The sequence below is a fragment of the Arthrobacter sp. StoSoilB22 genome (genome assembly GCF_019977315.1).
Taxonomy (GTDB): domain Bacteria; phylum Actinomycetota; class Actinomycetes; order Actinomycetales; family Micrococcaceae; genus Arthrobacter.
In genome coordinates, this window is the sequence record NZ_AP024652.1 from 516,594 (window position 1) to 530,708 (window position 14,115).

Consider the following 14,115-nt stretch of genomic DNA (forward strand, 5'->3'; position numbering starts at 1 on the left):
GCGTACGGCCGTTTCCCCCATTTTTTGTTGCGTTGGTCTAAAAGCAGGCGCCTTCTTAGGCGTGGGACAAGCTAAAGCCGGCTTCCGCCGTCGTGGTTTCCTCCGTCCGGTGGGCACTGAGGCGGGCCTTGATGAGATCTGCGCAGCGCTCGCCGATCATCATCACGGTGATGTTGGGGTTCACGGTGACGTGTTCCGGCATGACCGAAGCATCGGCCACGCGGAGTCCTGTCACGCCCTTGACCCGCAGTTCAGGATCAAGGGGCGACATCTCGTCGTCCGCAGGCCCCATGCGGACGGTGCCAACGGGGTGGTAGACAGTGTTGTGTGTTTTGCGGATGTAGTCCTGCAGCTCCTCGTTGCTCTGGGCCTCGATGCCGGGGGAGAGTTCCCGCCCGGTCCACTCGGCCATGGCTGGTTGAGCCGCGATTTCCCGGGCCTTGCGGATGCCTGCCACCATGACGCGCATGTCGTGCCCCTCGGGATCGGTGAAGTAGCGGGGGTCCACCATGGGTTTGTCGCGGAAGTCCCGGCTGCGCAGGCGAACCGTCCCGCGGGAACGGGCGTGGGTGACGTTCGGAGTCAGGCTGAAGCCGTTCTCCGTGGTGGGGTAGCCGTAGCGCAGGGTGTTCATGTCGAAGGGCACGGAGCCGTAATGCATCATGAGGTCCGGCCGGTCCAGGCCCTCTTCAGTGGGGGTGAAGATGCCGATTTCCCACCACTGGGTGGACGTCTGCACCATGGGCTGCCTGGCCTCGAACTGCACCACGCCTTCCGGGTGGTCCTGCAGGTGCTCGCCCACACCGGGGGAATCCACCAGAACCTCGATGCCATGCTGCTTGAGGTGCGCGGCCGGACCGATGCCGGAGAGCATAAGGAGCTTGGGGGAATCAATGGCGCCGGTGGACAGAATGACTTCGCGATGCGCGTTCAGCCTGTGCGTCCGGCCGAAGGCCGAGTCCACAACATCGACGCCGGTGCAGCGCTTGTCCGCGTCGAACACCAGTTGCCGGGCCCGCAAGCCGGTCAGCAGCGTGAAGTTTTCGCGATCGATGATGGGGTGGATGTAGGAGACGGAACTCGAAGATCGTGTCCCGTCCGAGCGGCGGTTGATCTGGAAGAAATTGGCGCCGTTGACCACAGTGGTGCCGTCATTGAACTTCGCCCGGGGGATACCGGTCTGTTCGCAAGCATCCAGGAGCGCGACGCCCGCTGGATCTGCCGGGGGCACGTTCATTAAGTGCACTGGGCCGTCGTGGCCGTGGTGGGGAGCGTCCGGACCCGCGTCCTCGTTGCTTTCCAGGCGCTGGTACAAAGGCCAGGCGGCAGCAGCATTCCAGCCGGTGGCACCGTACTTTGACTCCCACTCGTCCAAGTCTTCGCGGGGAGCCCAGAAAGCGATACAGGAGTTGTGGCTGGAGCAGCCACCCATGACTTTGGCGCGCGCATGGCGCATGAAGGAATTGCCGTTTTCCTGCGGTTCAACCGGGTAGTCCCAGTCGTACCCCGATTCCAGCAACTCCATCCAGCGGTCCAGCTGCAAGATCTCGGGCAGGTTGCGGTCGTCCGGACCCGCCTCCACCAGGGCAACGGTGACGGCAGGGTCCTCGCTGAGCCGTGCAGCGACGGCAGCTCCGGCAGATCCTCCACCGATGACGACGTAATCGAACCCGCGCTCGCTGAGGTTCTGGATGTTGTCAACGTGCATCTATTTCTCCTTGCCGTGGTCTGCGAACCAGCCGGTGACCTGCGGGCTGGTGTTCTGGTAGATGTGCTTGGCTTCCTGGTATTCGCCCAGTCCCGTGGGGCCGAGTTCGCGGCCTACGCCGGACTGGCCGAAACCGCCCCACTCGGCCTGCGGAAGGTAGGGGTGGTAGTCGTTGATCCACACCGTGCCGTGGCGCAAACGGCCCGCAACCCGCTGGGCCTTTCCGGCATCCTGGGTCCAGACCGCGCCCGCCAGTCCGTAGATGGTGTCATTGGCGGTGGCTACGGCTTCGTCTTCCGTGCGGAACGTTTCCACTGTTACTACCGGGCCAAAGGCTTCGTCGACCACTACCGACATTCCCCGGGTCACGCGGTCCAGAACGGTGGGCTGGTAGTAGAACCCGGCGTCGAACTTTTCGCCCTCAGGGGCGGCGCCGCCGCACCGCAGCCGCGCGCCCTCAGCCACGCCACGCTGAACGTAAGCGTCCACTTTCTCCCGGTGGGCAGCGGAAATCAGCGGCCCGGTTTCGGCGGACTCATCGAACGGGCCTCCGATGCGGATGCCCTGAGCCTTGCGGACCAGCTCGTCCACGAAGCGCTCCGCGATGGATTCCTCCACCACCAGCCGCGCACCGGCGGAGCAGACCTGGCCTGAGTGCACAAAAGCGCCATTTAATGCGTTGTCGACGGCGGCATCAAAGTCAGCGTCAGCGAACACGACGTTGGGGTTCTTGCCGCCGAGTTCCAATGCCACCTTTTTCACCGTGCCGGCTGCGGCCGCGGCGATGCGCTTGCCGGTTTCCAGGCCACCGGTGAAGGAAACCAAGTCAATGTCCGGGTGCTCAGAAAGTGGTGCGCCTGCCTGCGGGCCGGCGCCGGTCACCAGGTTTGCGACACCGTCCGGGAGACCCAGGTCCTGCAGCAACTGCATGGTCAGGATCGCGGTGGACGGGGTCAGCTCGGCAGGCTTCAGGACGAACGTGCAACCAGCCGCGAGTGCCGGCGCGATCTTCCAGGCTGCCTGCAGCAGCGGGTAGTTCCACGGCGTGATCAAGCCGCAGACGCCCACGGGCTCGTACACGATTTTGCTCACGACGGCGGGGTCCCCGGCGTCCACTACGCGGCCCGCCGACTGCCCGGCGAGCCTTCCGAAGTATTCGAAGCAGGCGGCGATGTCATCCATGTCGATGCGGCTTTCGATGATTCGCTTGCCGGTGTCCAGGGATTCGGCGCGGGCGAACTTTTCCCGGCGCTCGCGCAGTTCCGCGGCGACCTTGAGCAGGAAAGCGCCGCGCTCGGGAGCGGGGACGTTTGCCCACACGCCGGAATCGAAGGCATTGCGGGCGGCGGAAATGGCTCGCTCGGCATCCTCGCGGCCGGCTTCGGAGACGGTGGCGACCAGTTCGCCGTCGGCCGGGTTGCGGATCTCGCGCACCGCGCCGGAAGAGGCCGGTTCCCACACGCCGTTGATGAAAAGTGTGGAGGCGGAATCGGAAAATGTGGCTTGGGTCATACGAGGCAGGCTAGTGCACTTTGAACATCTGTTCAAGGAAAAATGTGAACAAATGTTCAAAGTGGGCTTGTGTGTCGGCCGGATACTCTCACCCATCCCCGGTCCCGCCCGCTACGAACTCCTCACATGAAAAAGCTCGGACTCCGGACCAAAGGCCCCGAAACCATGGCAGCGCTGGCAGGCGTGGTGTCTGCCGCCGTCGTGCTGGCCGTAGCCGAGCTGATCGGCGCGTTCTTCACCGCCAGGGCAACCCCGGTGTTCGCGCTGGGATCCACCTTCATCGACTTCACGCCGTCATGGATGAAGGACTTTGCGATCGCCACGTTCGGTACGAACGACAAAGCCGCACTGTTTGTGGGGATGGGGGTCACCATCGCCCTGCTTGCCTGCGTTCTGGGCGTTGTGGCCTACAAGAAGTGGGCGCTTGGCGTCCTGGGTGTGCTGTTCATGGGCGCCGTGATTGTGGCCAGCGTCCTGACCCGGGCCGGCGTTGGACCCGCCGACGCCATCCCCTCAATCGTGGGCGCCATCGCAGGCCTCTTCGTCCTGCGCCTCCTCATCAAGCCGTTGTGGGGAATGAAGTCGTGGCCGGAAGCCCCCGCTGACGTAGCAGCCGACGCCGACAGCCAGGTTGGCGGCGCCGGCACCAGCCGCCGTCGTTTCTTCGCTGCTGCCGGTATCACCGCGGTAGCTGCCGGAATCGCGGCGACCGGTGGGCGGCTGCTCGGAGCCGCGCGCAACAACATAGCTCAGGCCCGTGATGCTCTCACGCTGCCGTCGCCTTTGAAGGCAGCGCCCCCTGTTCCAGCCGGCGTCCAGTCCCCGGTGGCAGGAGTCTCCTCATGGCTGACACCGAACAACGATTTCTACCGCATTGATACCGCCCTGAGCGTCCCGGAAATCAACGTCGAAGATTGGGTACTGCGGGTGCACGGAATGGTTGAGAAGGAAGTGACCCTCACCTTCCAGGACCTGCTCGACGCCGATCTCATCGAATCGCACGTCACCCTCACCTGCGTCTCCAACCCGGTGGGCGGAAAGCTCGCCGGAAACGCCAAATGGCTGGGAATGCCCATCCGCGAAGTCCTGGCCATGGCCAAACCAAAAGATGGCGCGGACATGGTGCTCTCAACATCCATCGACGGGTTCAGTGCCTCCACACCTCTGGAGGTCCTGCAAGATGACCGCGATGCCATGCTGGCCATCGGCATGAACGGGGAGCCCCTTCCCATCGAGCACGGATACCCCGTACGGATGGTGGTTCCGGGACTCTACGGATTCGTCTCCGCCACCAAATGGGTAGTGGACCTGGAAGTCACTCGCTTCGCGGACAGCAAGGCCTACTGGACGGAACGCGGCTGGTCAGAGCGCGGCCCCATCAAGACCATGGCACGTGTAGACGTGCCCGGGTCCTTCGCGAAATTGAAGGCAGGAAAAGTGGCCGTGGGTGGCACCGCATGGGCGCAGACCCGCGGAATCACCAAGGTGGAAGTACAGATCGACGACGGCGACTGGGTGGAAGCAACGCTTTCCACCGAAGCATCCACCATCACATGGCGCCAGTGGTCCTACGAATGGGATGCCACGCCCGGCATGCACTACGTCAAGGCCCGCGCAACCGACAGCACCGGGGAAGTTCAGACAGACAAGCGCGCCGATCCCGTACCTGACGGGGCCTCGGGCTGGCAGTCGGTGGCAGTGACGGTGGAGTAACTGACCGGCCTGGCTCGTTCTGGGACCGGCTTCCGGGCGGATGCTCACGTTCACCTCGGAGGCGTCGATTCTCCGGAAATTTCGGTCCTTCGGCCGAGGTGCGGCATCGGTGATTGTCTCTAGGCGGTTGCTCCCGCGAGGCGATCGTCGGTTCCCTGAAGCGGACGCTCTGAGAGGATGGGTGCGTTGATCAGCGAGCGGTCGTAGACCACCAGGGCGTTGTTCTCGATGATCTGTTCCTTGGATGTCACGAGTCCCGTCCGCTTGTCGCGGGTCAGGCGAACCACTTTGTTGTGGCGATAGATTTTACCGTCCGCTTCGTGGAAGTAGGCGTCTTCCTCGCGGATGTGGAACTTCTTGTCGGGGACTCTTTCTGCGCGGAGTTCACCGCGCAAGTGTTCCTCGGTGGTGCTGACAAGGAACTGGTATGGCTGGTTGGTGTCGTTGCGGACCCTGTAGTCCAGGTAGTTGTAGATGATCGATGTACCTGAGCCGAAGGGGATCTGGCGGTTGAAGTCCGGGAACAGATCTAGGTCTCCGTGGTGATGGTGTTCCACCACCGTAAGTTCACTGTGCAGGACCATCCAATGCAGCAGGTTGGTGAACTGGCATAGGCCTCCGCCGATTCCTGAGTCGGGCCGTCCGTGGTTGATGACCAAGCCTTCGCAATAGCCCTTGGCCTCCGTGCAGCTGCCCACCAGCTTCCAGAAAGAGAACGTCTCCCCGGGACGAATCATCACCGAGTTGACCAAGGGTGCGGCGATTCCCAGGCTGACGGCCTTATTTTCCTGCAGGTGCAGATCGACGTTGCCGAGTTTCCGTCTGATGAGCGAATTGTGGCGGTAGACCACCTCGGGCAGGACCTCATGAGGTTGTCGTTTGGCGAATGCAGTAGGCGAGAAGAAGTCGCGGACTTTGCGGGTGACGATCATTCGCTGAACCGACAGACGGTAGGTCAACGGCGAGATTTCACAGAACAGTCTTCGTGGCATTGTTTCCCCAATAACGAGCCCACCAACGGGCAGCCTGACGCCCGGAAGGATCGGTGTCGGGACATATCTTTACAGACGTTGGAGAAAATCCGAAATCATGAGTTTCTGGATGTCAGGCCCCAAGGCCGTACTCCTCCAGCCAAGGAGGACACCAATGTCCCTCTAGGGGAGTCACTCTCGCCAGGGATGCTGACAATCGCGCCACGGTAGGAGGCCGACGACGGCGGGTGCTGCCGCCGTCGTCGGCCTCCTCATCCAGTCAGTGAGTGGGCGCTAGCCGAACACCCGGGTGCCTTCAGGCATCGCGGGCATGGAGGAGGCTCCGCCGCCGAGGTCCTTGTCGTTGGCGGTCAGGCCGGTGGGGTCGTAGTAGGCGGCGACCAAGCGCTGCTTGATGTATCCGAGCACTATCTGCCCCTTGCTATCGCAGTTCCTGGCGGTGATGGCCGTGAAGTTCTGCCAGCCGTTCCCCGCCGCCGGGCGGATGGTCTTGGAGCTCCACTGGGTGGGGGTGGCGTCCGGGATGATGTACTGGCGCAGTTCGCCGGTGGAGAGGGTGGCCATCAACACGGCAACGGGCTTGCCGTTGATGGCGATTGAAGGCGCTGAGCCGATGGATGTGATGGAGGCGCCTCCGCCGAACACCTTGACCGTGCCGGTGATGGTTCGGGCGTTCGTGTCGAGGTTGTAGCGGTAGAGTTCGCCGCCGCTGGTGAGCCGGAAAATGAACTGCTGGCCCCGGACGTCCGCTGTTCCGCTGTAGGCGGTGGTGATGGACTTTTGGAACCAGCCGTTCCCGATGGTGGTCACCGGTCCGTCTATGGAGTGCTTCCAGGTGCCGTCCGCCTGGAGGTCCTGCCGCTGGTTGTAGAACTTCGCTTTGCCGTCAGAGGAGGTGCCGAAGTAGGAGAACTTGCCGAACGTCTCGTCACCCATCCCGCCGGTTTGCGTCAGGTAAGTCGCATCGAACGGTACAGGCGAGGACCAGCTCTTGTTCTCCCAGCGGAGCTTGCCGCCGCTGAGGAAGATGGCACCGAGATTCCCGTTCGGTTCGACGCTCAGCAGGCCGCCAAAGCAGTCGGCGGGCGTCGGGGTGGGAGTGGGGTAAGCCGTGGCAGCGCTGGCGGGAGCGGCGCCGGAGAGTGCCAGTGCGCAGGCGGCGAGGCACCCGAACAGCTTAGTGGTGAGTTTCATATGCGGACTGCTCATCGGACGTTGCGCCAAACCTGAACGGCCCTGGTGCCTGCCGGGCAGTTGGCGTAGGAGGTGTTGAAGCCTTGTGAGGCAGGCATCTGCCACCTCCAGGGCCCGGTCACGATAGCCTCATGACCGGTGGGGACATGACGGCACTTGCCCGCAACCTGATACTCAGTGCCCGGCGCATCGGAATTGCAACTGCCTCCCACACTGTATTCGTAGTGGATCCAGACGTTGCAGTTCGCATAGCCATCGTTAGCCAACGCAGGTTGAGCCGTGAGCAATGCCCCTCCCATGAAGGCAAGGGCAGCGCTGGCAGCAAGAATTTTTTTAGCAATCTTCATGGTGTTCCCCCGGGGTCGGTTAGGTAGTCCCTTGATACTCGGGCACGCCCGGTCCTCGCGCTATGGGGCGAACTACCCACGTGTTGTGCTCAGCGAGAGGCGAAAGCGATCTCTTCCGTGCGGGCAATGCCGCGCTGGATGGCCGCCTTGTCGATTCCCAAGAGCGTGGTGAGCCACATTCCGTTCTGCACCACAACAACGTCGGCCGCTCGGTCCCGACATTCCTCAGGAGACAGCCCGGGAACGGCGTTGCCGATCAAGGCCGCGAGCCCTTGAAGATACCTCTCAAAGGCTGCGGCATTGATGCGTGCAAAGTCCTCATCCGCCTGGGCGAGGGCCCACAAATGAAGTCGGAGGGATAGGTATGGTGTGGTCAGAAGACCGGGATCCGCAACGCGTCGCAGCGACTCCCGGAGTTGCTCGTCCGGGGTTGAGGTAGCCTTCGGCTCCACCAGCAGGAGGTCGTGCTCTTCGATCTGGTGGAGTACCGCTCGGATCAGGCTCGATTTGTCTTCGTAGTAGTAGTTCACAAGCCCCAGCGCGACGCCGGCTTCACGCGCCACAGCCCGCATGTTAATGCCTGAAATGCCGTGGCGGGAGAGCAGTTCCAAGGCCGCGTCGAGAATGCGTTTCTGCCTATCGACCTGTTCGCCGGACTTTACGGTGCTTGTACCCATCCGGCCAGACTATTGCCTCAGCCTGATCAACGCATCCTGACCGTCTACAGGTTCTTTTCTGCGTAGATCCGCAGGGCATCCCTGACGAAGATGGCCACTGATTCGCCGGTGCAGCGACGGGCTATTCTGCGTTTGTCAGGCCTTCGCTGGCTGAACGGGCCCTGACGGCGGTTCGTCCAGGCCGTCATGTACGGGCAATCTGGTAAAGCTGCGCAGCTGACGGCTGCAGAGGCAGATCAGCGCGCCGACCACGAACCCGCAGCTACCCACTACTACCGATGCTTGAACCCCTGCGATGGCAGCAACTGCACCACCCATGAGGGCGCCGATGGGATCAACGCCCCAAGAGACGAAGCGTGCCGTTCCGGCAACCTTGGACAGGTGGCGTTCTGGAAAGAGCGCTTGTCGCATCGAGCGCCCAATGATCATGTTGACGACGATGCACAATTCAAAAACGGCGAAAACAATCGACGTAATCACGGCGGCGCTTACCCCGTGTGTAGCCGCAGTCAAGGGAAGGCAGAGCCCGGCAAGGGCAATAATGCTGAAGGAGACAGTGAGAACCTGTCCCAGACGTGCCCGCTGCGTGATTCGGTCCGTCAAGGCCGATCCGATGATTCCAACGACAGCAGGTATAACGAACACCAGCCCCAGGAGTGCCGGATTCATGCCAAGCACTGTGAGCGCGTAGACGGAGAACACCGCCAGAATCCACGAGTCGAAAAAGTTGTACGCCGTGGCAGCGAGTAACACCACCCTTTGCGGCGTCTGCTTCCATAACAGGCTGAAGCCCAACCGGATTTCGCGAAGATGCCCGCGAACAGCGTTTTGTTGCGCGACGTCATGATCCTCCGCTTCCCTTGATGAGCGGTCGAGCGGAAGCTTGATGAGCATCAACGAGCTGAAGACATAAGTGACGGCATTGATGGCAACAATAAAGGGCGCCCCGAGGGTGCTGATGATGATTCCAGCAACAGCTGCGCCGCCTGACTCAGTGACAGACATCCCCCCTTCGATCCACGAATTTGCGCGGATAAGGAGCTTTCGCGGAACCACCGAAGGGATCGCTGCAGCCATGGCGCTCTCGTACAGCAAAGTCAGGACGCCTACCGAAAAGAGTGCAATGGCAAGAATCTGCCAATTCAGGGAACCCGCCAGCATCAGGGCAAGAACCACGGCGAACACAATGAACCTGCCACTGTTGCAAACATGCAGCAGGACGTGGCGCCGGGAGCGGTCCGCTATGACACCTGCAGACAGCGAAATGAACAGCGGAGCCGACAGTCCGGCAGCCACCACCCAGCTGACCTGGGTGGCGTCCAGCCCAAGGACAGTAACGCCGATCACCGGCACGGCGAAGGCCATCATGGCTGATCCGGCATTCGACACGAAGTCGCCTACCCACAGCCGGTAGAAGCCGGTGCGGGCAAGACTGTGGTTCTGCTGCGCCTGTTGTTCGTCGGTGGCGTCTGTTGATGTTGTTTCGACCAAGAGGTCACTCCTGTGTGCTGTGTTTCCTGAGGACGTAGCCGCCCATGAGCGTAGTGGTGGTGCTGGCCGCAAGCTGATCTTCGGGGAGCCGGCCCAGCGTCCGGGCGAACCAGGAAGCCACAGCAGCAATTTGTTGCTCACTGGCGGGGGAGCCTATGACCAACTTATAGTCCGCGTATTCCGTCACGAGGGTCCGGAGGGCGTCCTCGCGAAGGGTACCTGTTCGCTGCTGGGGGAGCTTGTTTGTCAAAGGGTCATGACGCTGGTATCCGAGCGAGGTGTGCATGTCGGTATACCGGCTCATGACCGATCTGGTGTAAACCAGGTCGCGGGGCGCCCACTGAGGTGCGGTCACTTTCCGGGCCAGTCCGATCCCTCGATAGACAGGGTGCACCACCAGGCGTTGGCCGAGGGTGAGGGAGCTGTTAACGTCTGCGAACTCCTCCATCGCATCAGCCCACGCTGTGGGGTAAGGGGCGCAGTAGAGACGCGCGGCAACCGGCTCATCGTCTAGCTTCGCTGCCACGATGCTGACTTCACGCTGCTCCGGATCGAAATCGAGCTTGGGATAATAGTGAAAGCGCTGCAGGGCGGCGTAGTCGGGAAAGGTGCCATGCCCGACGTCGATCTTCTCGCCAAGCGGCCATGACCGGGCGCCACTATGCTCTAGAACCCTCGGAGAGTCGTTGGCACGGACGCGGATAGTGCGGTCCGGTGCCAACGCGGTTTCGATGTCATCGTGGGCAGTAGCAACCAAGAGATCGATGTTGCGCTTTCGGCAGGTCCGCTGCAGGTTGAAAGCGACAACTGATGCCGCCGTCCGGTCAACAGTGGACAGGAACTCGTCCACCAGTATCCTGCGGGAGCCGCCAGCAATCGCCGCGGCGAGACGGGCACGGAAATGCTGCCCATCCGAGAGCCACGATGCCGGTCTGATGACAACCTGGGCATCACCAAGACCAAACCGCGCAAGGAGCGCAATGCGGGTGCCAAGGCTTCCTGTGAACTGATCGATCAGCGGCACATCCGGTGCGAGGTCAGGGAGAAGGCTCCACGAGGGGTCAACAGATTGGACCTGCCGCAGAATCGCAGACTTACCGCAGCCACTGGGGCCGGTGATGAAAGTGATGCCGGCCCCGATCTGAATGTTCAGCGGGGGTATGGCACTCCAGACGTAGTGGGCGTCCTCGAAGAAGGCGTCGATGACCGCTGGCACCAAGGACCCGCCAGTGACCGGTGGGGCCTCCCAGGCGGTCACTTCGAGGCCGCTTTCTGCAGGAGGTCCAGATGCTGGTCACCGTACTCCTGATAACTCGACGTGGCACCATTGATATGCCCGATGCTGACGCTGGTCAGGACAATCTGTTCACCGGGTGACAGGTTAAGTGCCGCCTCCATCTCTGCGGCATGGATGGCATTTGACGGCACGGCTCCCAGTCCCTTGTCCGCAGCAGCGAGCAAGGCGTTCTGGGACATGTGCCCGGCCTGAAGCAACAGAGCGTTGAAGCCGGACGCGGCGTTGTACTTCCACGCGGTACGAGACACCGCCCCAACTATGACGATGATCGCGGCCGCGGTGTCCGCCCACCGTTGGTTCCCGAGCAGTCGCATCGCATTGGTGCGGATATCAACGGACACCACTTCAAGGGCATTGGATGTTGGCCGGTAGCGGTATACGCCCTGCGATATTCCTTCGACATTCTGGACGATGACATAGCAATCGGCGCCGTTAAGACCACCGGCGCTGGGTGCAAATGAAAGTGGCAGGGGCGGACGCATGGGGGCTTTCCGGTAGCTTTGGATTCCAGCAGTTGCCCAGAGCACACTGCTGAGGTCCTGGAGGCTCACTGCTTCTTGGATGAAATCGCGCCGGCTCCGACGTCGTTCAAGTGATGACGTGAGTCCAGAACCCAGGGAACCGGTAGGCAGACCCACGGCCGTTGCACCCTCCGGCACCCCGGGGGCGAGGTCGTCTCCGGCATGATCGCGGAGAGCCCGGCCGAAGTCCATCGCTTCGGTTCGATCATCGCTGAATCGGAGGCTTCGAGTGACCAGGTGGTGGTCTGCCGTGGTTTCGCCAAAGGGCCAGTTGCTGCTGAAAGTGGCTTCTGCCTGTTCTGCCTCGGAGCCTTCTTCCAGGAGGAATCCATCCGACACCAGCGCGTTCAGGATTTCATCTGCCCGTTGGTTGTCGCCCACGCCGTCATCAAGCTGCCTGCGGATCCGGTCCGACTCCGTCCATTCGGTGCTCTGCCGCAGGATGTTCCAGATCGGCTGCGGAATTCGGCGGACGGCGCCGTTCGATGGGTTGGCGCCCACCACACTCCCATCACGAAACCGAAAGGTCAACCGGTGGGCAGTACGGACCCTGGCGTTCATTCTTCTCCCCATTGAATTTGTTCCCAATCAACTTCAGCCCTGGCGTTCACAACGGGCCGGTCCACTCTAATGCGGCCACTGCTGCTGAGAGTCGAAACTGCCCGTAAGAGTGGCACAAATCCATGTCCGACTCCGAATGCCGTGTCAATAATCTCCAGTTGTGCACCATGTAAGGGAGCATCTCCCCGCAAGTATTCGTTGTAGTCCACTGAATGCAGATGGCAGGAAATACTCTGCCGGGATAGCTGCTGCTTGATATTCGTGGCGACTGTTTTGTTCGGATGGAAATCGGTGTATTGGATGGTTATCGTCCCGAATCCGCCATTGCCAGTCATTGTTGTGTGAGCAGCGGGCAGTTCCGTGTACGTCCCCCCAGTCACGGCGGCCAGTTCCAAGGGATCGAGGCTCGCCGCGAACCCTTGGGAAACCGTTGACCCCCGCGCAAACCTCAGCCCCATCACCAGATCAACGCTGCGGTTTAGGTCTTTGTCCCTACGGAACGGGCGGCCGCCCAACACTCTGGTCAGGTCCAGTTCACCTCGCCTAAACATCGCCTCTCCCTCGTCAACGGATTCAGTGGAAATGATGCTGATGCTGTCCACTCCCTGACTTTTCGAACCTCGGCGACGCCGCAGGTTGACTGTCCTGCCGCCAGCGCCGATGTCATCGATGACATAGGGTCCGCTCGTGTGCCGCGTCGCGCTGTCCCGGATACAGGGAGTCAGTGAAAATGCTGCGGTGGCGAGGAGTGTCTGTAGGCGTTCAACCGGAAGGGGACTGTTTACCAGCAGCCTGTCCGTTTGGCGCTCGACATTCCCTGAGCGCTGACTTGCCGTTACTGCGAGGCCGCGTGCGACGCAGCGCTCGAGTTCCGCGACGGTTACTCTGTGGCCATCCGTCCACGTCGTGTCTTCGGCGGGAAACAGTGCGGTCACGTTCTCTTCGACCTGTTCAAGACAGGCTCCTTGGGGAACGATCGATCCGTTGGGGCGGAGGAGAAAAGGGCGGGCGTGGACAGCTGATGTGGTGAAGGCCCAGGCATGGTCAAGGTGTGGGGGGAAGGTCACCCGCCGCAGCGGAAGTTCAGCTTCGGCACTAAGCATCATGGTGCGCACAGTCCCGGGCGAGTGAGCGGTGAATTGTCAACGAATCGAACTCAAGAGTCATTCGGGTCGGCTCGCTATCGGTGTCCGGGGCCACGGCCCAGTCAAGGACACGTTGTGCCATGAGGGCACCCACCAAAGTATTGGTGACTCCATGGGACCACGGGGTCACGGCTTGCTTCGCAGCCCGGGACCCGTACCAGCACGCCAAACATACTGTTTGGCGGGGACTGAAGAAGGGGCCCACATGGCCAAGGTCGACGCCCACGGCGCCGGTCATCACTGGTAAGCCAGCGGACAGGCACGCAGTAACCACTTGCTGTTCAATCCCAGCCGGTGAGTCGATGCACGACGCCACGACGGTGACTGACGGATATTCGCCGAGTAATAGTGCCACGTCGCTCTCACTGGAAATCCGGCGATCGACGGTTTGGATGTCAGCGTCCTCCACTCGCTCCGAGATCCAAGCCTTCGTCGTGTCCAGTTTGGCGGCACCAACGTCGGACGTCCGCCAAAGGAATTGACGGTTGAAGTTGGAGAGCTCTACGGCGTCGTGATCGACCAGGACGAAGCGGCGTACGCCTGCTGCGACCAAGTGCTGGATCAGGACCGTTCCTGTTCCGCCGACGCCGAGTACCAGGACGCGCTGATCACCGATCTGCTGCTGCGCAAGCTGTGGAGCCTTTGAACGCGTGGCCAGATATCCGAGGGATCGACTCTGACGCTCGTCCACTTCAACGTGAGGATGGCGTTCAATGATGACGTGGCGCTCCACGAGCGCGTTGAGCAGTTTGCGCATTGCGGCGTTCGCTGTGGACGGATCCGCCATTGCTGCATGGAGCAGACTCGCAGTGGCGTCGTGTTGAAGTAGAGCCACTGTCCGGCGGCTGTACTCGTCCTCGATGGTCAGGGTTTCCTCGTCGAATGCGACGGCTTTTGCGGGGTGAAATTCGTAGTGGAACATAAGATGCGGCGGGCGCCCGAAGGCACCCGCCGCTC

The 14,115-nt window shown here is 61.8% G+C and carries 12 protein-coding genes; 1 reads left to right on the top strand and 11 read right to left on the bottom strand.

Annotated features, from left to right (window positions below; genetic code table 11):
- Positions 1-55 precede the first annotated feature (55 nt).
- Both LDN70_RS02520 and LDN70_RS02525 read right to left on the bottom strand, forming a co-directional pair.
- Positions 56-1,708, bottom strand: a complete 1,653-nt coding sequence (locus tag LDN70_RS02520; RefSeq protein WP_223941633.1) for a GMC family oxidoreductase — start codon at positions 1,706-1,708, stop codon at positions 56-58.
- Positions 1,709-3,220, bottom strand: coding sequence for an aldehyde dehydrogenase family protein (locus LDN70_RS02525; RefSeq protein WP_223941634.1), 1,512 nt, complete (start codon positions 3,218-3,220; stop codon positions 1,709-1,711).
- Between the two features lie 126 nt (positions 3,221-3,346).
- Between LDN70_RS02525 and LDN70_RS02530 the strand changes: the two genes are divergently transcribed.
- Positions 3,347-4,933, top strand: coding sequence for a molybdopterin-dependent oxidoreductase (locus LDN70_RS02530; protein WP_223941635.1), 1,587 nt, complete (start codon positions 3,347-3,349; stop codon positions 4,931-4,933).
- 119 nt (positions 4,934-5,052) lie between these two features.
- Here the strand turns inward: LDN70_RS02530 and LDN70_RS02535 are convergent, their stop codons facing one another.
- The 9 genes from LDN70_RS02535 to LDN70_RS02575 all read right to left on the bottom strand — a co-directional run bounded on the left by LDN70_RS02535 (position 5,053) and on the right by LDN70_RS02575 (position 14,080).
- Positions 5,053-5,925, bottom strand: coding sequence for a VanW family protein (locus LDN70_RS02535; RefSeq protein ID WP_223941636.1), 873 nt, complete (start codon positions 5,923-5,925; stop codon positions 5,053-5,055).
- A gap of 273 nt (positions 5,926-6,198) precedes the next feature.
- A complete protein-coding gene (locus tag LDN70_RS02540; protein WP_223941637.1) occupies positions 6,199-7,119 on the bottom strand; it encodes a hypothetical protein in 921 nt (306 codons plus the stop codon).
- Positions 7,120-7,130: 11 nt separating this feature from the next.
- Positions 7,131-7,466 (bottom strand): hypothetical protein, encoded by a 336-nt coding sequence (locus tag LDN70_RS02545; RefSeq protein ID WP_105693734.1) that lies wholly within the window; start codon positions 7,464-7,466, stop codon positions 7,131-7,133.
- 89 nt (positions 7,467-7,555) lie between these two features.
- On the bottom strand, positions 7,556-8,143 hold the full coding sequence (locus LDN70_RS02550) for a TetR/AcrR family transcriptional regulator (protein WP_223941638.1): 588 nt from the start codon (positions 8,141-8,143) through the stop codon (positions 7,556-7,558).
- 135 nt (positions 8,144-8,278) lie between these two features.
- The gene (locus LDN70_RS02555) at positions 8,279-9,634 is read right to left on the bottom strand and encodes an MFS transporter (protein WP_166841217.1); all 1,356 of its coding nucleotides are present in this window, start codon (positions 9,632-9,634) and stop codon (positions 8,279-8,281) included.
- Between the two features lie 4 nt (positions 9,635-9,638).
- Positions 9,639-10,892: a hypothetical protein gene (locus tag LDN70_RS02560; RefSeq protein ID WP_223941639.1), complete on the bottom strand. Its 1,254-nt coding sequence runs from the start codon at positions 10,890-10,892 to the stop codon at positions 9,639-9,641.
- On the bottom strand, positions 10,889-11,953 hold the full coding sequence (locus LDN70_RS02565; protein ID WP_166841219.1) for a SagB/ThcOx family dehydrogenase: 1,065 nt from the start codon (positions 11,951-11,953) through the stop codon (positions 10,889-10,891). Before LDN70_RS02565 ends, LDN70_RS02560 begins: the two co-directional genes overlap by 4 nt.
- A 56-nt stretch (positions 11,954-12,009) precedes the next feature.
- On the bottom strand, positions 12,010-13,119 hold the full coding sequence (locus LDN70_RS02570) for a hypothetical protein (RefSeq protein WP_166841220.1): 1,110 nt from the start codon (positions 13,117-13,119) through the stop codon (positions 12,010-12,012).
- Positions 13,109-14,080, bottom strand: a complete 972-nt coding sequence (locus LDN70_RS02575; RefSeq protein WP_142936854.1) for a ThiF family adenylyltransferase — start codon at positions 14,078-14,080, stop codon at positions 13,109-13,111. Before LDN70_RS02575 ends, LDN70_RS02570 begins: the two co-directional genes overlap by 11 nt.
- Between the last annotated feature and the right edge of the window lie 35 nt (positions 14,081-14,115).

Bases quoted from the DNA above. Each gene is read 5' to 3' on its own strand.
- LDN70_RS02520 (WP_223941633.1), bottom strand. From the start codon at position 1,708: ATGCACGTTGACAACATCCAGAACCTCAGCGAGCGCGGGTTCGATTAC.
- LDN70_RS02525 (WP_223941634.1), bottom strand. From the start codon at position 3,220: ATGACCCAAGCCACATTTTCCGATTCCGCCTCCACACTTTTCATCAAC.
- LDN70_RS02530 (WP_223941635.1), top strand. From the start codon at position 3,347: ATGAAAAAGCTCGGACTCCGGACCAAAGGCCCCGAAACCATGGCAGCG.
- LDN70_RS02535 (WP_223941636.1), bottom strand. From the start codon at position 5,925: ATGCCACGAAGACTGTTCTGTGAAATCTCGCCGTTGACCTACCGTCTG.
- LDN70_RS02540 (WP_223941637.1), bottom strand. From the start codon at position 7,119: ATGAAACTCACCACTAAGCTGTTCGGGTGCCTCGCCGCCTGCGCACTG.
- LDN70_RS02545 (WP_105693734.1), bottom strand. From the start codon at position 7,466: ATGAAGATTGCTAAAAAAATTCTTGCTGCCAGCGCTGCCCTTGCCTTC.
- LDN70_RS02550 (WP_223941638.1), bottom strand. From the start codon at position 8,143: ATGGGTACAAGCACCGTAAAGTCCGGCGAACAGGTCGATAGGCAGAAA.
- LDN70_RS02570 (WP_166841220.1), bottom strand. From the start codon at position 13,119: ATGATGCTTAGTGCCGAAGCTGAACTTCCGCTGCGGCGGGTGACCTTC.
- LDN70_RS02575 (WP_142936854.1), bottom strand. From the start codon at position 14,080: ATGTTCCACTACGAATTTCACCCCGCAAAAGCCGTCGCATTCGACGAG.